This window comes from Streptomyces sp. NPDC054770 (assembly GCF_053611985.1).
Genome location: NZ_JBSHBL010000002.1, coordinates 77,613 through 96,905 on the forward strand (window position 1 = coordinate 77,613; position 19,293 = coordinate 96,905).

A 19,293-nucleotide genomic window follows, 5' to 3' on the forward strand; every position below is an offset into this window, starting at 1 on the left:
TCGTAATGTGAAGCCCTTCCCGATGTGCCCTTCCGTGCTGTGGAGGCGCCGTCCATGTTTCCTGGAGGTCTCGCCCGATGGCCCAGTCGGTGGGTATCAAGGACGTCGCCCGCGCCGCCGGAGTCTCGGTGGGCACGGTCTCCAACGTCATCAACCGCCCGGACAGCGTCGCCACCGAGACCCGGGCCAGGGTGCAGTCGGCGATCGACCGGCTCGGCTACGTCCGCAGCGAGTCCGCACGCCAGCTGCGCGCGGGCCGCAGCCGGATCATGGGCCTGCTCGTCCTCGACATGGGCAACCCCTTCTTCGTGGACGTGGCCCGCGGCGCCGAGCGGGCGGCCCGGGAGGCCGGGCTCGGGGTGATGGTCTGCAACAGCGCCCAGAACGCCGGCGAGGAGGCCGACTACCTCTCGCTCTTCGCCGAGCAGCGGGTACGCGGCGTCCTGCTCACCCCGGCCGACGCCACCGGCCGCAACATCGAGACCTTCCGCCGGCACGGCATCCCCTTCGTGCTGGTCGACCGGGTCTCGGAGGGCACCACCGAGTGCTCGGTCAGCGTCGACGACGTGGCCGGCGGGGCGCTGGCCGTCCGCCATCTCGTCGACGCCGGGCATCGCTCGATCGCCTACGTCAGCGGCCCGCCCGGCCTCAACCAGGTCCGCGACCGGCGCACCGGCGCCCTGAACGCCCTCGCCGAGGCCGGGTTCGGCCCCGACGCGCTGCGCGAGCTGCCCACCGAGCGGCTCGACGTCGCCGCCGGCCGGGACGCGGGCGCCCGCCTCCTCGGCCTCGCCGACCGGCCCACCGCCGTCTTCTGCGCCAACGACCTGCTCGCCCTCGGCGTCCTCCAGGCCATGTACGCGGCCGGGGTGGTGGTCCCGGACGACCTCGCGATCGTCGGCTACGACGACATCGAGTTCGCCGCCGCGGCCGCCGTCCCCCTGACCTCCGTACGCCAGCCCGCCGTCACCATGGGCGCCATGGCCGCCGACCTCCTCCTGGAGGAGACCGAGGAGCGGGAAGGACGGTCGCCGCACGAGCACCGCCGGGTGGTGCTCCAACCGGAACTGGTGGTACGTCGCTCCAGCCTCGCCGCCCGCTGATCGGGGATTCAGTAACGATTTCATGATCCCGGGGGTGGACCGGCCCCGGACGTGTGCTGAACTGGGGCGCGACCATCCGTCCGTCCCGGGAGAAACGTTGAGCCTCAGCTACCGCCAGCCCGGCGTCGTCCTCACCGACCGCCACTTCACCGTCCCCCTCGACCACGCGGACCCGGACGGCGAGACCATCGAGCTGTACGCCCGGGAGGCGGTCGCGAGCGACAAGGCTGGGCAGGAGCTGCCCTGGCTGCTCTATCTGCAGGGCGGTCCCGGTTTCGGGGCGAATCGTTTCGTCGGGCGGCAGGCCTGGCTCGACCGGGCCCTGGACGAGTACCGCGTGCTGCTCCTCGACCAGCGCGGCACCGGCCGCTCCACCCCGGTCAACCGGCAGACCCTCCCGCTGCGCGGCGGCCCGGCCGCCCAGGCCGACCACCTGGCCCGCTTCCGTGCCGACTCGATCGTCCGGGACTGCGAGGCGATCCGCCCGCAGGTCACCGGCGGCGCCCCGTGGACGACCCTCGGCCAGAGCTTCGGCGGCTTCTGCACGGTGACCTATCTGTCGTTCTTCCCCGAGGGCCTGAAGACCTCCGTGATCACCGGCGGCCTGCCCTCCCTCGACGCACACGCCGACGACGTCTACCGGGCCGCCTACCCGCGCATCGAGCGCAAGGTCGCCGCGCACTACGACCGCTACCCGCAGGACGTCGAGCGGGTCCGGCGGATCGCCGAGCACCTCCTGGAGGGCGAGACCCTGCTGCCGAACGGCTACCGGCTCACCGTCGAGGCCTTCCAGTCCCTCGGCCTGATGCTGGGCACCGGCGACGGCAGCCACCGCCTGCACTTCCTCCTGGAGGACGCCTTCGTCCGCACCCCGGCCGGCCCGGAACTCTCCGACGCCTTCCAGGAGCAGGTCCAGGGCCTCCTCTCGTACGCGAGCAACCCGCTCTACGCCCTGGTCCACGAGCCGGTCTACGGCCAGGACGCCCGCCCCACCGCCTGGGCGGCCGAGCGGGTCCGCGCGGAGTTCCCGCAGTTCGACGCGGCCAAGGCGCTCGCGGGCGACGCCCCGGTGCTGTTCACCGGGGAGACCGTGCACCCCTGGATGTTCGAGACCGACCCGGCCCTGCGGCCGCTGAAGGAGACGGCCGACCTGCTCGCCGCCCGCACCGACTGGCAGCCGCTGTACGACCCGGCCCGCCTCGCCGCCAACGAGGTCCCGGTCGCCGCCGCCGTCTACCACGACGACATGTACGTCGACGCCGGGCACTCGCTGCGGACCGCACGGGCCGTCCGGGGCCTGCGCACCTGGGTCACCGACGAGTTCGAGCACGACGGACTGCGCACCGGAGCCCCCCGCGTCCTGGACCGGCTGCTGAAGCTCGCCCGCGACGAGGCGTGACGTCCCGTAAATCGGGTTGCGGGCGTGGCGGGTCCGCATAGTCTGCGGCCATGGAGGAACGGGGGAGATGACCATGGACGCGGAACAGCTGGCCGACCGCTTCCAGGAGCACCGCGGCCGGTTGCGCGCGGTGGCCTACCGGATGCTCGGCTCGCTCGCCGAGGCCGAGGACGCCGTCCAGGAGGCCTGGCTCAGGCTCGGGCGTGTCGAAGCGGACGAGATCAGGAACCTGGGCGGCTGGCTGACCACGGTGGTCGGCCGGGTCTGCCTCGACATGCTGCGCTCCCGGACGGCGCGCCGCGAGCAGCCCATCGACGAGACGTTCGTCCCCGACCCGGTGATCCGGCCGCTGCCGGGCGTCGACCCCGAACAGGAGGTGCTGGAGGCGGACTCCGTCGGGGTCGCCCTTCTCATCGTCCTGGAGACGCTGGAGCCCGCCGAGCGGCTGGCGTTCGTCCTGCACGACATGTTCGCGGTCCCCTTCGACGACATCGCGCCCATCGTGGAACGCAGTTCGGCCGCCACCCGGCAGCTGGCCAGCCGGGCCCGGCGCCGGGTCCAGGGGGCCACGCCCACCGGCGACCCGGATCTCGGGCGGCAACGCCAGGTGCTGGAGGCGTTCCTGGCCGCCTCCCGGGGCGGTGACTTCGAGGCGCTGGTCGCCGTGCTCCACCCGGATGTGGTGCTGCGCGTCGACTCGGGGGCGCTGGTGCGCGGGGCGGCCGCGTCCAAGGTGCTGCGCGGCGCTCGGGCGGTCGCCGAAGGGGCGTACAGCTTCCGGCAGTTCGCGGGCTGGGCGCGGCTCGCGCTGGTCAACGGCGCCGTCGGCATGGTCACCGCGCCCGAGGGACGCCCGCTGTCGGTCATGGCGGTCACCGTCGCCGACGGCCGGATCACCGAGATGTACATCCTGGCCGACCCCGAGCGGCTCGCCCGCCTGGAACTCGTCGCGGGGGAGGACTGACAGCGGCTCAGACGGCGCCGGCCGGGGGCCGCTGGGGGCTCACGGCCCGTCCGTCGGGCAGGAGTTCACCCGTGTCGTCGAAGACGATCGTGCCGTCGCACAGCAGGCTCCAGCCCTGTTCGGGATGGGCCGAGACGATCACGGCCGGGTGGCGGTCGGGGTGGTCGGCGCCGGGGCACGGGGGCTGATGCCTGCACATGGTCGCTCTCCTGTCCTGCGGGTTCCTGCCTCTGTGGTAGCCGAGTTTGTTTTCCGCCGGATGAAGAGGACCCGCACAGGGCCGGAAACCCGGTGGTGAGTTTCCGGTGGAGATCAGGCGCGTCGACGGCGTGCCCTTCTCGTCGTGTGGTCCGTGTCTCACCCTGGAGCGGGGTGTCACATTCGGCGCCCTCGGGCCCCTCCCATGAGAGAAGCAGCTTGGACGACGCCACCGTGTGCACGCCCGAGCCCAGCAGGAGAGGGGAAGTACGTGAAACTCGTGATTTTCGGGGCGAACGGGCCGACCGGGCGGGAGACCACCGCGCAGGCGATCGCCGAAGGGCACACGGTCACCGCCGTCACCCGCCGCCCCGAGGCGTTCCCGCTGACCGACTCGCGACTGCGGGTGGCCGGCGCGGATGTGCTCGACCCGGCCGCCGTGGCACGCGTCGTGGCCGGGCAGGACGCGGTGATCTCGACGCTCGGGGTGCCGTACAGCCGAAACCCCGTCACCGTGTACTCCGAGGGCATCACCCACATCACCCGGGCGATGACGGAACACGGTGTGCGGCGCCTGGTCTGTGTGTCCTCGACCGTGCTCTTCGGTGTGCCGGCACCCGGCGAGACCTTCTTCTTCCGGAAGGTGCTCGAACCCGTCATCGCGCGCACGATGGGGCGCACCGTGTACGAGGACATGCGGCGCATGGAGGAGATCGTGCGCGGCGGCGACCACCAGTGGACCGTGGTCCGTCCCGCCGGGCTGTTCGACACGGCTGCCGTCAGCGACTACCAGGTCGCCACCGCACGCCTGCCCGGCCGGTTCACCTCGCGAGCCGATCTGGGAAACGTGCTGCTGCGCGAGGCGGTCGGCGACCGTCATGTACGCGCCTTCGTCGACGTCCGCACCACGGAAGGCGTTCCGAGCCTCCTCGACGTCATCCGCAAAGAGGCGTTCGGAGGCAAGAAGCCCATGCCGGCCGAGAAGGACCGCACCCATGTCTGAGGACCGTTTCACCCTGCTGGAACCGGGTGCCGCCAGGCCGGGGCGGATCCCGTTGCCGCCCGCGTTCGCCGTCAAGGCGACGACCGGCGACACCGAGGGGCGCTTCTCGCTGCTGGAGGTGATCCTGGCCCAGGACATCCCACGGCATGTCCACCATCGCGCGGACGAGGGCATCTACGTGCTGGACGGCATCCTGGAGATCGAGTTCGACGACCGGAGGCACCGGGCGCCCAAGGGGACGTTCGCGCTGCTCCCGCGCGGCGTCCCGCACGCCCTTCGCCGGGCCTCCGACCCGCCGCCCCGAGTCCTTCAGATCTCCTCGCCCGGCGGCTGGGAGCGGTACGTGGAGGACCTGATCGCGGCGGGACCCGCCGTCCTCACCGAGGGGCGCCTGGATCCCGCCAGGATCAATCCCATCGCGGCCGAACACCACATCAGCTACCAGGAAGAGGGATGAGTACGTCACCCGGCACCGGAGACCGGCAGGACAGCCCCGCGCACACCGCGACGCGGCTCTTCACCGACCACCGCGAGCTGCTGTTCTCCGTCGTCTACAACATGCTAGGCAGCGTCGCCGACACCGAGGACGTGCTCCAGGAGACCTGGCTGTCCTGGTCCGGGAAGAACAACCGGGCGCCGCTGGCGGAGATCGGCAACCCGCGTGCCTACCTCGTGCGCATCGCGGTGAACCACGCGCTCGCCCGGCAGACGGCCATCGCCTCCCGCCGGGAGACGTACGTCGGGCCCTGGCTGCCCGAACCCCTGGTCGCCGACGCCACCGCCGGCCTCGCCCCGGACACCGCCGACCGCACGGTCCGCAACGACTCGGTCTCGCTGGCGATGCTGGTGGTCCTGGAGACCCTCACCCCGCTGGAACGGGCGGTGTTCGTCCTCCACGAGGTGTTCGGCTATCCCCACACCGAGATCGCCGGCATGCTCGACCGCAGCCCCGCCGCCGTCCGTCAGGTCGCGCACCGGGCCCGCGCCCATGTGCACGCCCGCCGCCCCCGCTACCGCGCCCGGCCCCGGGTCCGCAGGGAGGCGACCGAGCGGTTCGTCGAGGCCGCCCTCGGCGGCGACCTCCAGGCGCTCCTGGAGATCCTCGCCCCGGACGTGACGGTCTGGATCGACGGCGGCGGCGCCCGGCAGGGGGCCGGGCTGCGACCGGTCCACGGCCGGGAGAAGGCCGCCCGCATGCTGGCCGGCTACGCCTCGCGGCGCGCCGGGGACCTGGACGTCCGCTACCGCAGCGTCAACGGCGACGACGCCGCGGTGCTGTTCTCGGAGGACTCCCCGTACGCCGTGATGGTCATGGACCTCACTCCGGACGGTGACCAGGTCTCCGGCGTCTACGTCGTGACCAACCCGGCCAAGCTCACCCACGTACGACCGGACGACGAGGACCCCGGCGAGGCCCCTGATCAGTAGCGAGTACCGACGGCAGCCCGGCCGGTCGCCGGCGGCGGACGCGGCCCGGCCGGGAAATGCGGACAAGGAGGTCCTCACCGGTCAGTAGGCTGAACGGGTGCCAGAACAGATATCCGAACAGGCTCGGCTGAGCGGCGACTGCGCCCGCTGTTTCGGGCTGTGCTGCGTCGCCCTGCCGTTCACCGCCTCGGTGGACTTCGCGGTCGACAAGCCCGCCGGAAAGCCCTGCCGCAACCTCGGCGGCGACCACCGCTGCGGCATCCACGCCGAGCTGCGGCAGAAGGGGTTCAACGGCTGCACGGTCTACGACTGCCTCGGCGCCGGGCAGAAGGTCTCGCAGGTCACCTTCGGCGGCCGGGACTGGCGCGACGGGTCCGAGGAGGACGCCCGCCGGATGTTCGAGGCGTTCCCTGTCGTACGGCAGCTGCACGAACTGCTCTGGTATCTGACGGAGGCCCTGGGCCTGGCCGCCGCCCGCCCCGTGCACGCCGGGCTGCGCGCCGCGCTGCGGAAGACCGAGCAGCTGAGTCTCGGTACGCCCGAAGAGCTGGCCGCCCTGGACGTGGCCGCCCATCGGCAGGAGGTCAATGTGCTGCTGCTGCGGACCAGTGAGCTGGCCCGGGCGGGGGTGCGCGGCAGGAAGAAGGACCGGCGGGGCGCCGACCTGATGGGCGCCCGGCTCCGGGGCGCCGACCTGCGCGGCGCGAGTCTGCGCGGCGCCTACCTCATCGCGGCCGACCTCACCGGGGCCGATCTGCGGGACGCGGACCTGATCGGCGCCGACCTGCGGAACGCCGACCTCCGCGACGCGGACCTGACGGGCGCCTTCTTCCTGACCCAGCCCCAGCTCGACGCGGCCCGCGGCAACGCGGGGACGCGCCTGCCGGCGTCAGTCACCCGCCCCGTGCACTGGACAGCCGCCGCCGCTCTCTGACGCGGGCGCCTCCGGCACGGTCACCGGCGCCGGGGCGGGCGTGCGCCGCTCCAGCCGCAGCCGCAGGCCGTCCGGCATCAGCGTCAGCCGCTCGGTCACCCGCAGCCGGTAGTCCGGGTCGGCCCCGAGGCCGTAGCGGCGCAGCAGCAGGCCGAGGACCAGGGTGGCCTCGTGCAGGGCGAACTGGCGGCCGATACAGGCGCGCGCCCCCGTGCCGAACGGCTTGAAGGTGTGCGGGGCCCGGCCGCGGGCCGCCTTCGCCTCGAACCGGTCCGGGTCGAAGCTCGCGGCGTCCGGGCCCCACACCTCGGGGTCCCGGTGCAGCATCGGGGTCAGGACCAGCGCCCAGGCGCCCCGGCGCATCGGATGCCGCCCGGCCAGCACGGTGTCCTCGCGGGCCTCGCGGGCGAAGGCGGGGGCCGTCGGCCACAGCCGCAGCGACTCGTCGAGGACCCGGCGCACGTAACGGAGCTTGGCGACCTGGTCGTAGCCCGGCGCGGGCGTGTCGCCCCAGACCCGGTCCACCTCGGCGGCCGCCCTGGCGGCGATCTCCGGGTGCAGGGCGAGGTAGTGCAGGGCGAAGGAGAGCGCGCCCGAGGTGGTCTCGTGGCCGGCCACCAGGAAGGTGATCACCTGCCGTCGTACGTTCTCGGCGGACAGCCGTTCCCCGGTCTCCGGATGGGACGTCTCCAGCATCCGGTCGAGCAGGTCGCCCTCCCCGCGGCCGGTCCGGCGCCGCTCGGCGACCAGGTCGTCGACCGTGCGGTTGAGGTGGTCGATGTCGGCCGCGTTGCGCCGGGAGGCCTGCCGCAGCATCAGCGGGGCCAGCGGCCCGGGCACGCTGTTCAGCCGCTGCGCGTAGGTGAGCGTGCCGATCATCGAGGTGACGAAGGGGTGCGGCCGGTCCCGCTCGAACGAGCCGAAGTCGTGCCCGAAGCCGGTACGGGCGATCGTCTCCAGAGTCAGCTTGGTCATGTCGCCGGGCACGTCCACCCAGCGGCCGGCCGCCAGCTCGCGGTCCCAGTGGTCGGTCAGCCGCCCGGCCACCGCCAGCATCATCGCGTGGTAGCCCTCCATGGCCTCGCGGCTGAAGCCCGGGGCCAGGACGTCGTGCGCCAGCTGCCAGTTCGGTTCGTGGTTGTACGCCGTGAACAGGCCGTCCCCGGCGACCGGCCGGAGGTTGGCCACCCCGAGCCCCACGTGCTTGGCGAACCGCGACTCGTCGGCCATGTCGGCGGCCAGTTCGGCGCCCCACACGAACACGAACTCGTTGCCGAACGCCTTGCGCCGGAAGATCGGGCCCAGCTGCCCGGCGATGCGCATCGAGTCCTGGAGCGGCGTACGCCGGTCGACGCCCAGGACGTCGCCGAGCAGCGGCAGCCGGCGCGGCGGGTGCGGGATGCGGTGCAGCTCGGGCCAGCCCTGCTCGGCGCCCCGGAACCCCTTGGGCAGCGGGCCGTCCGTCCCCGTCCCCGGCTGCGTGGCCGTCTCCGCCATGACGCGATCTCCCTCGATGCTGCGGCACGTCGATCCAGTTGCACGTGGCTTAGTTGTACGTGGGTTCAATAAGCGCTTTCAGTCTCGTCCCGTTGTTGAACCCACGTCAAGTAAAGTGCGGGCATGGCCCCGAACCAGGGTGAGCGCAGCCGCCGCAGACTCAGCACCGCGGAGCGCCGCGAGCAGCTCCTCTCGGTCGGGGCCGGGCTCTTCTCGGAGAGCCCGTACGACGACGTGTGGATCGAGCAGGTCGCCGAGATCGCGGGTGTCTCCCGGGGCCTGCTGTACCACTATTTTCCGACGAAACGTGATTTCTTCGCGGCGGTGGTGGCCCGGGAGAGCGAGCGGATGCTGCGGATGACGGCGGCCGAGCCCGGCGTGCCCGCCCGCGAGCAGCTCACCGCGGGCCTCGACGTCTACCTCGACTACGTCCACACCCACGCGCACGGCTTCCGCGCCTTCCATCGCGCGGAGGCCTCCGGCGACCAGGCCGTGCGCCGCGTCTACCGGCAGGCCCAGGCCGCCCAGGAGCGTCAGATCCTCGCCGCCCTCGCGGCCGACCCCGAGTTCGGCCCCGCCCTGGAGGAGCGCCCCGACACCCGCCTCGCGGTGCGCGGCTGGCTGGCCTTCACCACGCACGTCTGCCTGGAGTGGCTGCGCACCGAGGAACTGACGCGCGAACAGGTGCGGGACCTGTGCGCGCGGGCGCTGCTGGGCGTCATCTCCTGACGGCCTCTGTGTCATCCCCTGTTCTTCACATGCGTGACGTACGCCGTGCTTGGCGTACCCCTCGATCTTCGATAGGTTAGGTGAGGCTTACCTAAGGAGGTTCGGGATGGGTGACGAACAGGCGGCCTGGGCGGCCGGACCCGGTGCGGCGGAGCAGGCCCGGTCCCTGCTGGCCGTCGCGTGGTCGTGCATGGTGACCGCGGACGGCGGCCGTGAGGAGTACGTCGGCGCGCACGCCGTCGCCGACGACGGCCGGGTGCTGCTGCACGTGCCCGAGGGCAGCGCACTGCTCACGGCCGCGATCTGCGCCCCGCGCGGCGAGCCGTCCGCGGTGCTGGAGTTCGCCGACGTCGCTCCCGTCCCGGTGCGCAGCCGGATCCGGGCCCGGCTCTGGATGGCCGGCTGGTTCGCCCCCGTCGACGAGCACCTCGTCTTCCACCCCACCCGCGTGGTGCTGCGCCGTCCCTGTGGCGCGGTGGTCGTCGACCTCGACGAGTTCGCCGCCGCCCGCCCCGACCCGCTGGCCGGCGCCGAGGCCAAACTGCTGACCCACCTCGCCGACGCCCACCCGGACGCCGTCGAGCGGCTCACCCGGCTCGTCGAGCCCGAGAGCCTGCACGCCGCGACCCGCGTCCAGCCCCTGGCCGTGGACCGGCACGGACTGACCCTGCGCATCGAACGCACCCGCGCCCACGGCGACGTACGGCTCGCCTTCCACGCGCCCGCCGACGACGTCGCCCAGCTCACCGAGCGCATGCACGTCCTGCTCGCCCGGGCGAGCGCGGCCGCCTCCTGCCCGCGGACGCTACAGCGGCAGCGCGCAGACGGCGACCGGTGACGCGAACGGCTCGCCCGCGAGCCGGAGTTCACCGCTGTCCGGGTCGACGGTGAAGACGCTCACGGTGCCGGACCGCTGGTTGGCCGCGAACAGCAGCCGGCCGTCGGGGGAGAAGGCGATCTGGCGGGGGAAGTCCCCGTGCACCGGCACCGTGTCCAGCAGCCGCAGCCGGGCCCCGTCGGCCTCGACCGCGTACCGCGCGAGCGTGTTGGCGCCCCGGTTGGCCAGATAGGCGTAGGCGCCGTCCGCGGTGACCAGGAACTGGGCCGGGTAGTTGGTGGTGCCGGCGGTGCTGCCGGAGGACTGCGGTTCGCCGATCGTCAGCCGGCCGGTGGCCGGGTCGTAGGCGCAGACCGAGACCGTGTCGCCCACCTCGTCGGCCAGGTACGCGTACCGGCCGCCGGGGTGGAAGGTCAGATGGCGCGGGCCCGCTCCCGGCTTCGTGTGCGCCTGGCCGACCTCGGCGAGGGTGCCCTGCGCGGGATCGAGGCGGTAGCTGTAGACGGTGTCGGTGCCGAGGTCCACGGCGAGGACATGGCCGCCGTCCGGGCTGGTGATGAACTGGTGGGCGTGCGGCCCTTGTTGGCCGGGTCCGGGGGCCGGGCTGGAGTGCGTGACCAGGGCCGTGCGCTCGCCGAGGGCGCCCGTGGCGTCGATCGGGTGCACGGCCACACTGCCCGAGGTGTAGTTGGCGCTCAGCAGCCAGCGGCCGGTGGGATGGACCGAGAGGTGACACGGGCCCGCCCCACCCGTGCTCCGGCTGCCCAGGATCCTCCGGTCCGCCAGGCGTACGGCGGTCACGCTCCCGTCCGCGCGCTCGTTCACCGCGTACAGCGTGCCGCCGTCCGGATGGACGGCCAGGTACGACGGGTCGGCGACCCCCGTGAGCGTGCCGGTGCCGGTGATCCCGCCGGTCGCCGGGTCGTAGGTGGCGAGGCCGATGCCGGTGCCGCCGCCGTCCACGGACGTGTACGTGCCGAGGTAGAGCGGGCGGGGAGCCGAGGCCGTCCGCGCCGGGGTGGCGGCCGCCGGGCGAGCCGTCCGGCGGGGCCGTTGCGCGGGCGGTGCCGCCGGGGCCGGGACCGCGACCACCGCGGCCGCACCCGCCACCACGCCGACGAACCGGCGCCGGCTCCAGCCGCCGCCCGCCTCTTCCGTACCACTGCCCATGCCACGCACCTCAGGTCGTGAGTCACCCCGGACCTGACACACCTTGACGTGGACCGAGGGGGCAGCGCAAGAAAGGCAACACCTGTTGCATCCGGTGCAACGGATGGCTACCAGTCGCCGTCCTCCACGGGCTTGCCCGGCGCGTCCTTCAGGGGGGTCACCTGCCCCGGGGACGGCTGCTGCCAGGGCTCCAGGTCGTCGCCGAGCCAGTCGCCGACCGGCTTGACCTCCTCCAGCGTGTCCGTGGGGGCGAGATCCTGGGCGTCCTGGTCGTAGTAGTCGTACCAGGGCAGGCCCGCGCGGGTGTACGCCGCCCGGTCCACCGGCGACGGCGGGGGCGCCTCGCCGGTGACGCGGTGCCACTGCGGGGGCGTGACCAGGTGCACGAAGACGCGTCCGGCCGGGGTCTCGGCCCAGTCCCGCAGCGGCCGGTCGTCCTCGTACACCTCCTGGCGCATCGAGCCGCCGACGCCCAGCCCCATCGCCGCCGGGGCCGCTCCCGGCGCGGCTGCCGCCATGGGCAGTGCCGCACCGGAGGCACCGGCCGACCGACTGCTGCGCATCCGCCCCCGGCCCAGCCGCTCCCGCCGCAGCCGCTCCTGACGGTGGTACTCGGCGAGCGCCTCCTCGGACAGCGGGAAGGACTGGAGCTGCACCCCGCCCCACACCTCCTCGCCGGTGACCTGCCCCTCCACCGTCGCGCCCAGACCGAGCGGCACCGCCACGAACTGGCGCACCGTGCCCTTCCCGGAGTTGATCCCGTCCAGCCACGGCTGCCGGGGGAGTACCAGATAGTTCTGCGGCTGCTGCGAGAGCCGGCCGCTCCACGGCTTGCCGGACACCGCGCACACCTTGCCCACGCCGACCTGGAGAGCCGCCGGCCGCGCCGTGCCCGCGAAGCTCAGCCACATCGCCTCGCGCAGGTACACCGGCAGCATCACCCCGCCCCGCGCCCGCCACTCGGCCGGAACCGTGTCCGGGTAGTCGCTCACCCGCCGCACCGGGAACTCGCCGAGCCCCGGCGGCAGCGGATGCGTGCCCGTCTCCGGCAGCCGCAGCGTGCGCACGAACCGCACCGCCACCCCGCCCGGCAGCCGCAGTGTGTTCCCGTCGATCCGTACCGTCGTGTCCGTCATCGGCGCGTTCCTTTCCCCGTCTGTGACGGAGAACGCTCCGCACCACCGGCCCGGTTCCGCCGCAGCCGCTCCGGTACGCCCACGCGCTCCCGCAGCCAGGTCAGCCACGGCAGCCTGGCGCGCTGCTCGGCGGAGACCCGGTCCAGCTCCTCCAGCAGGCGGCGGGTGCGGTGCTCGGTGTCCAGCTCGTCGAGGAGCCGGTTGACCTCGGTCAGGACCGCGCCGAGCAACTGCCAGTTCCGGTCGTCGCGGTGGATCTCCTCCCGGAGCAGGTCGGCGAGTTTGTCGCGGGTGCCGGTCGCGGTGTGCAGCTCGGCGGCGAGCCGGGCCTCGGCCGACTCGGCGTTCTCGCTGATGCTGGTGGTCACCAGGACCGCAAAGCTGACGACGGCGTCGGCGATCCGGGACAGCAGCTGCTCCATGGCCGCACCCGTGTCCGAGGCGAACAGCGGTTCGGGTTCGCGGGCCTTGGCCAGGTCGGTGAAGGACCGGGCCAGCACGCGCAGCACGACCGTGCAGATCTCCAGCGTGTCCAGACCGGTGCGCAGCACCACCCGGTGCAGCAGGCCCTCCCGGACGCGTGGATTGAGCCGCAGGCTGTCCTCCGCCTGCCGCAGCGCCGCGTCCACCTCGACGATGGCGTGGTCCAGGCGGCGGGCCTCGTGCAGCCGTGCGGCGGCCTGCTGCCAGGGCATGATCTCCGCCGCCTCCTCGCCCATCCGCAGCATCAGCTGGCGCAGCCGGCGGGCGAGGCCCTCGATCGACTCGCCGGCCTCGTCCACCCACACCGGGGGCGGCAGCAGGAGGTTGCAGCCCATGCCGACGACCGCGCCGATCAGGGTCTCCACGATCCGCGCCCACGCGGTACTGCTGATGGTGGTGACGCCGAGCACCAGCATGGCGCTGATCGCCACCTCGGGGATGTACTCGTCGACGCGCACCAGATGGCCCACCCCCAGTGAGGCCACGATCAGCAGGGCCAGGCTCCACCAGGTCAGCCCCACCAGCTGGCTGAAGGCGATGGCGACCAGCACCCCGGCCACCACCGCGTTGACCCGGCGGAAACCGTTGGTCAGGGTGGCGTAGAGGGTCACCTGGACGACCAGCAGCGCGGTCAGCGGTGCGGTGAGCGGGGCCGGTTCCGGGCTCAGGTGGAGCGCGACCACGTAGGCGATCGTGGCCGCGGTGGCCGACCGCAGCGTCTGGACGACCACGGGGTCCCGATGCCGCCGCAGCAGTCGCAGCAGTCCCTCGGCCCACTTCCGTACGTCTTGCATCCTTTGGCCTGTTCCCGCTCGTGGTGCACGTCGAACGTATTGTCCACAGATCACTCGCGCGCGCTAGTGGGTGGCTGACCTGAGCGGATTTCGGAGCGCCTCCCGAAGTGCCGTGGCGACCGTGCCCGGCACCGGAAACCGAACGCCTGGCCGATGCGTCCCCTGCAACCGGGGGTGACCGAGCGGTCGGGTGGGACAGAAGGGCTGGAACGTTGAACTTCGGTGCGGTGCTGTGCACGGTGGTCGGCCTCGGACTCCTCGGGGTCGCGATGCGGGAGGGGACGGTGGTGCGGCGGCTGCGGCGGCACGGGGTGCGCACCTGGGGAGTCGTGGTGGACAACGTGCGCACCAGCAACGGCGACGGGCCGAAGTGGACCCCCGTCATCGCGTTCACGGACCGCGTGGGCTACCGGGTGGAGTTCTCGACGCGGATGCAGGGGTCCGGCATGGGCCTGGCGACGGGACGGCAGGTGGAAGTCGTCTACCTGGCGCAGAATCCGCAGATCGCCCGGGTGCGCATGTGGCGGCATGTCATGGGGCCGGTGGTCTTCCTGGTGCTCGGCGGGCTGGCCTTCCTGGGGGTCGGGGTGCTCATCGCCCTGACGGGCTGACCCCGCGGCGAAATGGCCGCGACCGGGCCGACGGTGCTCGGCTAGGGTCGGCCGGCATCGGACAACCACAGGCGGACGGGTCATCGGACGGACCGCATGCGGAGAGATCATCGGACAGGTCGCAGGGGGAACCCGATGGAACTCGCGGACGTCGGGACGGCGCGCAGCGCGGCCGCACTGCGTCATGTGGCCGCGCTCTCCTCGGGACCGCCCCTCGACCCCGGTCTGCGGATCACCCTGAACTTCCACCCCGACCGGATCTCGGCCGGTCTGCCGGTCCTGGAGGCGCTCGCCCGGGACGGCGTCTACCACTCCCAGTTCGTCACCGGCACCGGCAACGGCGGGCTCACCGCGCACCCCGGCGGCGACCGCTGGCGCTGGGAGAGCCGGATCTTCGGCGGTGCCTACGACGACGCCGACCCCGCCGAGCGGCCGGTCTACGGAGCACTGGACTTCCGCCGCCAAGTGGTCGGTGCGGCCCCCCGGTTCGGTTCCTCGCACCTCCGGCTGACCGGAGCGGCCCTGCGCCGCGCCACCTTCTGCTACCCCGACAGCGCGGCCGAGCCGGCGGACTTCGGGGTGGCCGCCGGCACGCACCTGCTGGCCCTGGCCGAGGCCGACGAACGGGACGCTCTCAACGACTACATCGAGACCCAGGTGCACGGCGGGATACGGGTCGACCGGGACGTCGAGGCCCTGGTGCTGGACGCCTGCTACCGGGGCACGCCCGTGGCGGTGGCCGCCCGCCGACTGCCCTTTACGGTCGAATGGCATCCCGGCTACCGGCTCACCGTGCCCGAGCTGCGCAGGCACGCCGACTACCGGGGCCCGGAGTACGCCGAACTGGGCGCCTCGATCGCCGAGAAGGGCGTCGTCGACCCCCGGATCATCGGCGCCGCGGCCCGCACCGGCCGGTACGAGATCCAGGACCTCAAGATGGTCTGGCACACCCTGGCCCGGTTCGGTGCCCCCGAGGGCGCGGGCACCGCCTACCCGGCCGGGGCAGGTGGCCAGACACCCGGTCTGAGCACGCCCAAGGCGTAGGCCCGGGCGACCAGTTCGGTCCGGTTGGCCGCGTCCCAGCGGGCCGACAGACGGCGCAGATGGTAGGTGACGCCGTCTCTGGTCAGGCCCAGCTCCCGGGCGTCCCGCTCGGTGGTGGCGCCCCCGGCCAGCAGTGCCAGCACCCGCGCCTCGACCGGGGTGACCCGCACCGGCTCCGCCTCCGGCGCCTCGCGCTCACCGTCCACCCGCAACATCACCAGCAGCGACGGCGTCTCGCCGACCGCCTCGCTCACCGGATCCGCCGTCAGCTCCCCGTACCGCTCGGCCCCGTCGGGCGCCCGCCACCGTACCGACACCTGGTAGCGCGAGCGGTGCCGCAGCCGCAGCGCCTCGGCGATCCGCTCCACCTGGGCCTCCTCCTGCGGCCGGAACAGGTCCAGCACGTCCCGGCCGCGCAGCCGGCCCGGTGTCGTACCGCACTCGGCGGCCATCGCCGGGTTGGCCAGCACCACCAGCCCGTACACGTCGCACACCGCCACCGGCACCGCCACCCGGTCGAACAGCGTCAGGGCGCGATTGCGCCACACCACGCCGTCGAGCCCGCCCGCCACCATGCCCACCACCGACCCTCTCCGCTCCCCCCCATCTCCCCTCATCCAAGGCGACCGCCCAGGTCAGAGGCAACTTCACCGGCACCGCGCAAGAGCCTGCGGGTGCTTTCCACTACACGTTCGTGTAGTGCGGCGGCGCGGGTCCGCACCCCTCGAGGACCACGCTGGACGACAGGACTTCCGTACCGCGAAAGGCAGTTGTCGCGCCATGCCCCCCACCGCGCCGCACCCCGTCACCGCACCCATCCTGCCCGGCGTCCCCGTCGTCGACATCACCGCCAGCGGCCCCGGCCGGACCCCGATCCAGCAGGTCATGGACCTGATGCGGGAGCACGGGCCGGTGCTCGTACGACGGCTGCACGGGCGGGACACCCTGTTCGTCGCCGACGCCGACCTGGTCGCCGACCTCGCCGACGAGCAGCGGTTCGCCAAGCACGTCGGACCCGCCCTGGAGAACGTCCGCGCCTTCGCCGCCGACGGACTGTTCACCGCGTACAACGACGAGCCCAACTGGGCCAAGGCGCACGACATCCTGATGCCAGCCTTCGCCCTCGGCTCGATGCGCACCTACCACCCGGTGATGGTGAAGGTCGCCCGGCGGCTCATCGAGTCCTGGGACCGTGCCGCCCGCGACGGCCGCCCGGTGGACGTGCCGGACGACATGACCCGGATGACCCTCGACACCATCGGCCTGGCCGGCTTCGGCTACGACTTCGGCTCCTTCGAGCGCGCCGAACCCCACCCCTTCGTCGAGTCCATGGTCCGCTGCCTGGAGTGGAGCATGACCCGCCTGGCCCGCAGGCCCGGCACCGACCACTCGGCGGCCGACGCGGCCTTCCGCGACGACGCCGACCACCTCGCCCGGGTCGTCGACGACGTCATCGCCTCCCGCACCGGCACCGACCAGAGCACGGCCGAGGACCTCCTCGGCCTGATGCTCTCCGCCCGGCACCCCGGGGACGGCACCACGCTGGACCGCGCCAACATCCGCAACCAGGTCATCACCTTCCTCATCGCGGGCCACGAGACCACCTCCGGTGCGATGTCCTTCGCCCTGTACTACCTGGCCAAGCACCCCACCGCGCTCCAGTTGGTGCAGCGCGAGGCCGACGCCCTGTGGGGCGACACCCCCGACCCGGAACCGACCTACGACGAGGTCGGCAGGCTGGCCTACACCCGGCAGGTCCTCAACGAGGCGCTGCGGCTGTGGCCGACCGCCGCCGCCTTCGGCCGGCACGCCCTGGACGACACCCTGCTCGGCGGCCGGATCCCGCTCGAGGCCGGGCAGGCCGTCACCGTGCTCGCCCCGATGCTGCACCGCCAGCCGGTCTGGGGCGACAACCCCGAGCTGTTCGACCCCTCCCGGTTCACCCCGGAGGCCGAAGCGGCCCGCCCGGTGCACGCCTTCAAGCCCTTCGGCACCGGCGAACGCGCCTGCATCGGAAGGCAGTTCGCCCTCCACGAGGCGACCATGCTGCTGGCCATGCTGGTGCACCGCTACCGGCCGCACGACCACGCGGACTACGCGCTCACCGTCAAGGAGACCCTCACCCTCAAGCCCGAGGGCTTCACCCTGACCCTCACCCCGCGCACCCCCGCCGACCGTGTCCACCAGCCCCTGCCGGGCGCCCGGCCGACGGCCGCCCACGACCCGCACACGACGGCCACGCTCCCGGCCCGGGTCCGCTCCGGCACCGGCGCCCTCCTCCTGCACGGCAGCAACTACGGCACCTGCCGCGGCTTCGCCGCCGGACTCGCCGACGAGGCGGCCGAGATCGGCTGCACCACCGAGGTGGCGCCCCTGGACGCGTACGCCACCGGTCTCCCCACCGACCGGCCCGTCGTCATCACCGCCGCCTCCTACAACGGCCGCCCCACCGACGACGCCACCGCCTTCGCCGCCTGGCTCGACGGCGACCCCGACCTCACCGGAGTGACCTACGCCGTCCTCGGCGTCGGCGACCGCAACTGGGCCGCCACCTACCAGCACTTCCCGACCCGCATCGACGCCCGCCTCGCCGAACTCGGCGCCACCCGCCTCACCGACCGGGCCGCCGCCGACGCCTCCGGCGACCTCACCGGCACGGTCCGCGAGTTCACCGCCCGGCTGCGCACCGCCCTCCTGGAGCACTACGGCGACCCCGACGCCACCCCGGCCGGACCCGGACCCACCGCCGCGTACGAGGTCCGCACCCTGACCGGCGGCCCCGTCGACGCCCTCGCCGAGCGCCACGGACTCGTCCCCATGACGGTCACCGAGGCGTACGACCTCACCGCCGCCGACCACCCCCGCACCAAGCGCTTCCTGCGCGTGGCCCTGCCGGACGGCGTCACCTACCGCACCGCCGACCACCTCACCGTGCTCCCCGCCAACGCCCCGGCACTGGTCGACCGAGCGATCACCGCCCTCGGCGTCGACCCCGACACCGTCCTCGACATCCGCGCCACCCGTCCCCGCCGCGACGGCCTCGCCGTCGACCGCCCGCTCACCGCCCGACAACTCCTCACCCACCACGTCGAGTTGCAGGAGCGCCCGAACGGTGACCAACTGGCCCTCCTCGCCGCGGCCAACCCCTGCCCGCCCGAGAAGGCGGCCCTCGCCGCCCTGAGCGACGACCCGCGCACCCTCGTCGAGATCGTCGAGGACCACCCCGCGCTGCGCGGCGCCCTCGACTGGCCCCGCCTCCTGGACCTCCTCACCCCGCTCAGGCCCCGGCATTACTCGATCTCCTCGTCCCCGGCAGCCGACCCCCGCCACGCCGACCTGATGATCTCCCTGCTGGAGGCCCCCGCCCGCTCCGGCAAGGGCGTCTACCGGGGCACCGGCTCCGGTCACCTGACCGCCCTGCGCCCGGGCGACACGGTCCACGCCCGAGTCCAGCCCTGCCGGGAGGCCTTCCGCATCGACGACACCGCACCGGTCGTCATGATCGCCGCGGGCACCGGCCTGGCCCCCTTCCGCGGCGCCGTCGCCGACCGCACCGCGGCCCTCGCGGCGGGCGCCGAACTCCCGCCCGCCCTCTGCTACTTCGGCTGCGACGCGGCCGACGCCGACTTCCTGCACGCCGAGGAACTGCATGCCGCGCAGACCGCCGGCGCCGTCTCCCTGCGCCCGGCCTTCAGCACCGCGGGCACCTTCGTCCAGCACCGCATCGCCGCCGAGGCCGACGAGGTGTGGGCGCTGCTGGCGGCGGGCGCGAGGGTGTACGTCTGCGGAGACGGCAGCCGGATGGCGCCGGGGGTCCGGGAGGCGTTCCGCACGATGTTCCAAGACCGCACACCCGAGGGAAATCCCGATGAATGGCTGAACTCCCTGGTGGCGGAAGGCCGTTTTGTGGAGGATGTATACGCGGCGAGCTGATCGACGCCGCCGCCTGCAGCGCCCCGTCA

The 19,293-nt window shown here is 73.3% G+C and carries 18 protein-coding genes; 12 read left to right on the plus strand and 6 right to left on the minus strand.

Annotated elements, in window-relative coordinates; genetic code table 11:
* Window positions 1–77: 77 nt before the first annotated feature.
* From ACWGKQ_RS02910 to sigJ (ACWGKQ_RS02920), 3 genes are all read left to right on the plus strand, one after another.
* Window positions 78–1,103: a LacI family DNA-binding transcriptional regulator gene (locus ACWGKQ_RS02910; RefSeq protein WP_453290078.1), complete on the plus strand. Its 1,026-nt coding sequence runs from the start codon at window positions 78–80 to the stop codon at window positions 1,101–1,103.
* A 97-nt stretch (window positions 1,104–1,200) separates the two neighbouring features.
* Window positions 1,201–2,502, plus strand: coding sequence for an alpha/beta fold hydrolase (locus ACWGKQ_RS02915; protein WP_453290079.1), 1,302 nt, complete (start codon window positions 1,201–1,203; stop codon window positions 2,500–2,502).
* Between the two features lie 67 nt (window positions 2,503–2,569).
* Window positions 2,570–3,466, plus strand: a complete 897-nt coding sequence (gene sigJ / locus ACWGKQ_RS02920) for an RNA polymerase sigma factor SigJ (protein WP_453290080.1) — start codon at window positions 2,570–2,572, stop codon at window positions 3,464–3,466.
* 7 nt (window positions 3,467–3,473) lie between these two features.
* Here sigJ (ACWGKQ_RS02920) and ACWGKQ_RS02925 read toward each other — a convergent pair whose 3' ends face one another.
* Window positions 3,474–3,665 (minus strand): DUF5999 family protein, encoded by a 192-nt coding sequence (locus ACWGKQ_RS02925; protein WP_453290081.1) that lies wholly within the window; start codon window positions 3,663–3,665, stop codon window positions 3,474–3,476.
* A gap of 270 nt (window positions 3,666–3,935) precedes the next feature.
* Here ACWGKQ_RS02925 and ACWGKQ_RS02930 point away from each other — a divergent pair, with 270 nt between their 5' ends.
* The 4 genes from ACWGKQ_RS02930 (at window position 3,936) to ACWGKQ_RS02945 (ending at window position 7,029) form a co-directional block, all read left to right on the plus strand.
* The gene (locus ACWGKQ_RS02930; RefSeq protein ID WP_453290082.1) at window positions 3,936–4,667 is read left to right on the plus strand and encodes an NAD(P)-dependent oxidoreductase; all 732 of its coding nucleotides are present in this window, start codon (window positions 3,936–3,938) and stop codon (window positions 4,665–4,667) included.
* Complete coding sequence (locus tag ACWGKQ_RS02935; RefSeq protein ID WP_453290083.1) at window positions 4,660–5,124, plus strand: cupin domain-containing protein; 465 nt, start codon at window positions 4,660–4,662, stop codon at window positions 5,122–5,124. The genes ACWGKQ_RS02930 and ACWGKQ_RS02935 overlap by 8 nt, the downstream gene beginning before the upstream one ends.
* Complete coding sequence (sigJ, locus tag ACWGKQ_RS02940; protein ID WP_453290084.1) at window positions 5,121–6,095, plus strand: RNA polymerase sigma factor SigJ; 975 nt, start codon at window positions 5,121–5,123, stop codon at window positions 6,093–6,095. The genes ACWGKQ_RS02935 and sigJ (ACWGKQ_RS02940) overlap by 4 nt, the downstream gene beginning before the upstream one ends.
* Before the next feature lie 97 nt (window positions 6,096–6,192).
* On the plus strand, window positions 6,193–7,029 hold the full coding sequence (locus ACWGKQ_RS02945; RefSeq protein ID WP_453290085.1) for a pentapeptide repeat-containing protein: 837 nt from the start codon (window positions 6,193–6,195) through the stop codon (window positions 7,027–7,029).
* On the opposite strand, the gene ACWGKQ_RS02950 is transcribed toward ACWGKQ_RS02945, so the two are convergent.
* Complete coding sequence (locus tag ACWGKQ_RS02950) at window positions 6,985–8,526, minus strand: cytochrome P450 (protein ID WP_453290086.1); 1,542 nt, start codon at window positions 8,524–8,526, stop codon at window positions 6,985–6,987. The genes ACWGKQ_RS02945 and ACWGKQ_RS02950 overlap by 45 nt on opposite strands.
* Window positions 8,527–8,649: 123 nt before the next feature.
* Here ACWGKQ_RS02950 and ACWGKQ_RS02955 point away from each other — a divergent pair, with 123 nt between their 5' ends.
* Together ACWGKQ_RS02955 and ACWGKQ_RS02960 are read left to right on the plus strand one after the other, a co-directional pair.
* On the plus strand, window positions 8,650–9,255 hold the full coding sequence (locus tag ACWGKQ_RS02955; protein WP_453290087.1) for a TetR/AcrR family transcriptional regulator: 606 nt from the start codon (window positions 8,650–8,652) through the stop codon (window positions 9,253–9,255).
* A 106-nt stretch (window positions 9,256–9,361) separates the two neighbouring features.
* The gene (locus ACWGKQ_RS02960; protein WP_453290088.1) at window positions 9,362–10,093 is read left to right on the plus strand and encodes a DUF2470 domain-containing protein; all 732 of its coding nucleotides are present in this window, start codon (window positions 9,362–9,364) and stop codon (window positions 10,091–10,093) included.
* On the opposite strand, the gene ACWGKQ_RS02965 is transcribed toward ACWGKQ_RS02960, so the two are convergent.
* The 3 genes from ACWGKQ_RS02965 to ACWGKQ_RS02975 all read right to left on the minus strand — a co-directional run bounded on the left by ACWGKQ_RS02965 (window position 10,061) and on the right by ACWGKQ_RS02975 (window position 13,676).
* Window positions 10,061–11,263, minus strand: a complete 1,203-nt coding sequence (locus tag ACWGKQ_RS02965; protein WP_453290089.1) for a lactonase family protein — start codon at window positions 11,261–11,263, stop codon at window positions 10,061–10,063. The genes ACWGKQ_RS02960 and ACWGKQ_RS02965 overlap by 33 nt on opposite strands.
* 107 nt (window positions 11,264–11,370) lie before the next feature.
* Window positions 11,371–12,399, minus strand: coding sequence for a hypothetical protein (locus ACWGKQ_RS02970; protein WP_453290090.1), 1,029 nt, complete (start codon window positions 12,397–12,399; stop codon window positions 11,371–11,373).
* Window positions 12,396–13,676 carry an FUSC family protein gene (locus ACWGKQ_RS02975; protein WP_453290091.1) on the minus strand — a complete coding sequence of 427 codons (1,281 nt, stop codon included), beginning with the start codon at window positions 13,674–13,676 and terminating at the stop codon, window positions 12,396–12,398. The genes ACWGKQ_RS02970 and ACWGKQ_RS02975 overlap by 4 nt, the downstream gene beginning before the upstream one ends.
* Before the next feature lie 212 nt (window positions 13,677–13,888).
* On the opposite strand from ACWGKQ_RS02975, the gene ACWGKQ_RS02980 reads away from it, so the two are divergent.
* Together ACWGKQ_RS02980 and ACWGKQ_RS02985 are read left to right on the plus strand one after the other, a co-directional pair.
* Complete coding sequence (locus ACWGKQ_RS02980; protein WP_453290092.1) at window positions 13,889–14,287, plus strand: DUF3592 domain-containing protein; 399 nt, start codon at window positions 13,889–13,891, stop codon at window positions 14,285–14,287.
* Window positions 14,288–14,422: 135 nt separating this feature from the next.
* Window positions 14,423–15,331, plus strand: coding sequence for a DUF3626 domain-containing protein (locus tag ACWGKQ_RS02985; RefSeq protein WP_453290093.1), 909 nt, complete (start codon window positions 14,423–14,425; stop codon window positions 15,329–15,331).
* Here ACWGKQ_RS02985 and ACWGKQ_RS02990 read toward each other — a convergent pair.
* Window positions 15,277–15,906: a PAS domain S-box protein gene (locus tag ACWGKQ_RS02990; protein ID WP_453290270.1), complete on the minus strand. Its 630-nt coding sequence runs from the start codon at window positions 15,904–15,906 to the stop codon at window positions 15,277–15,279. The two genes, ACWGKQ_RS02985 and ACWGKQ_RS02990, sit on opposite strands and share 55 nt — an antisense overlap.
* Window positions 15,907–16,111: 205 nt before the next feature.
* Between ACWGKQ_RS02990 and ACWGKQ_RS02995 the strand changes: the two genes are divergently transcribed.
* Window positions 16,112–19,264, plus strand: a complete 3,153-nt coding sequence (locus ACWGKQ_RS02995) for a bifunctional cytochrome P450/NADPH--P450 reductase (protein WP_453290094.1) — start codon at window positions 16,112–16,114, stop codon at window positions 19,262–19,264.
* Window positions 19,265–19,293 lie beyond the last annotated feature (29 nt).

Bases quoted from the DNA above. Each gene is read 5' to 3' on its own strand.
- ACWGKQ_RS02910 (WP_453290078.1), top strand. From the start codon at position 78: ATGGCCCAGTCGGTGGGTATCAAGGACGTCGCCCGCGCCGCCGGAGTC.
- sigJ (WP_453290080.1), top strand. From the start codon at position 2,570: ATGACCATGGACGCGGAACAGCTGGCCGACCGCTTCCAGGAGCACCGC.
- ACWGKQ_RS02925 (WP_453290081.1), bottom strand. From the start codon at position 3,665: ATGTGCAGGCATCAGCCCCCGTGCCCCGGCGCCGACCACCCCGACCGC.
- ACWGKQ_RS02935 (WP_453290083.1), top strand. From the start codon at position 4,660: ATGTCTGAGGACCGTTTCACCCTGCTGGAACCGGGTGCCGCCAGGCCG.
- sigJ (WP_453290084.1), top strand. From the start codon at position 5,121: ATGAGTACGTCACCCGGCACCGGAGACCGGCAGGACAGCCCCGCGCAC.
- ACWGKQ_RS02950 (WP_453290086.1), bottom strand. From the start codon at position 8,526: ATGGCGGAGACGGCCACGCAGCCGGGGACGGGGACGGACGGCCCGCTG.
- ACWGKQ_RS02955 (WP_453290087.1), top strand. From the start codon at position 8,650: ATGGCCCCGAACCAGGGTGAGCGCAGCCGCCGCAGACTCAGCACCGCG.
- ACWGKQ_RS02960 (WP_453290088.1), top strand. From the start codon at position 9,362: ATGGGTGACGAACAGGCGGCCTGGGCGGCCGGACCCGGTGCGGCGGAG.
- ACWGKQ_RS02965 (WP_453290089.1), bottom strand. From the start codon at position 11,263: ATGGGCAGTGGTACGGAAGAGGCGGGCGGCGGCTGGAGCCGGCGCCGG.
- ACWGKQ_RS02970 (WP_453290090.1), bottom strand. From the start codon at position 12,399: ATGACGGACACGACGGTACGGATCGACGGGAACACACTGCGGCTGCCG.
- ACWGKQ_RS02975 (WP_453290091.1), bottom strand. From the start codon at position 13,676: ATGCAAGACGTACGGAAGTGGGCCGAGGGACTGCTGCGACTGCTGCGG.
- ACWGKQ_RS02985 (WP_453290093.1), top strand. From the start codon at position 14,423: ATGGAACTCGCGGACGTCGGGACGGCGCGCAGCGCGGCCGCACTGCGT.
- ACWGKQ_RS02990 (WP_453290270.1), bottom strand. From the start codon at position 15,906: ATGGTGGCGGGCGGGCTCGACGGCGTGGTGTGGCGCAATCGCGCCCTG.
- ACWGKQ_RS02995 (WP_453290094.1), top strand. From the start codon at position 16,112: ATGCCCCCCACCGCGCCGCACCCCGTCACCGCACCCATCCTGCCCGGC.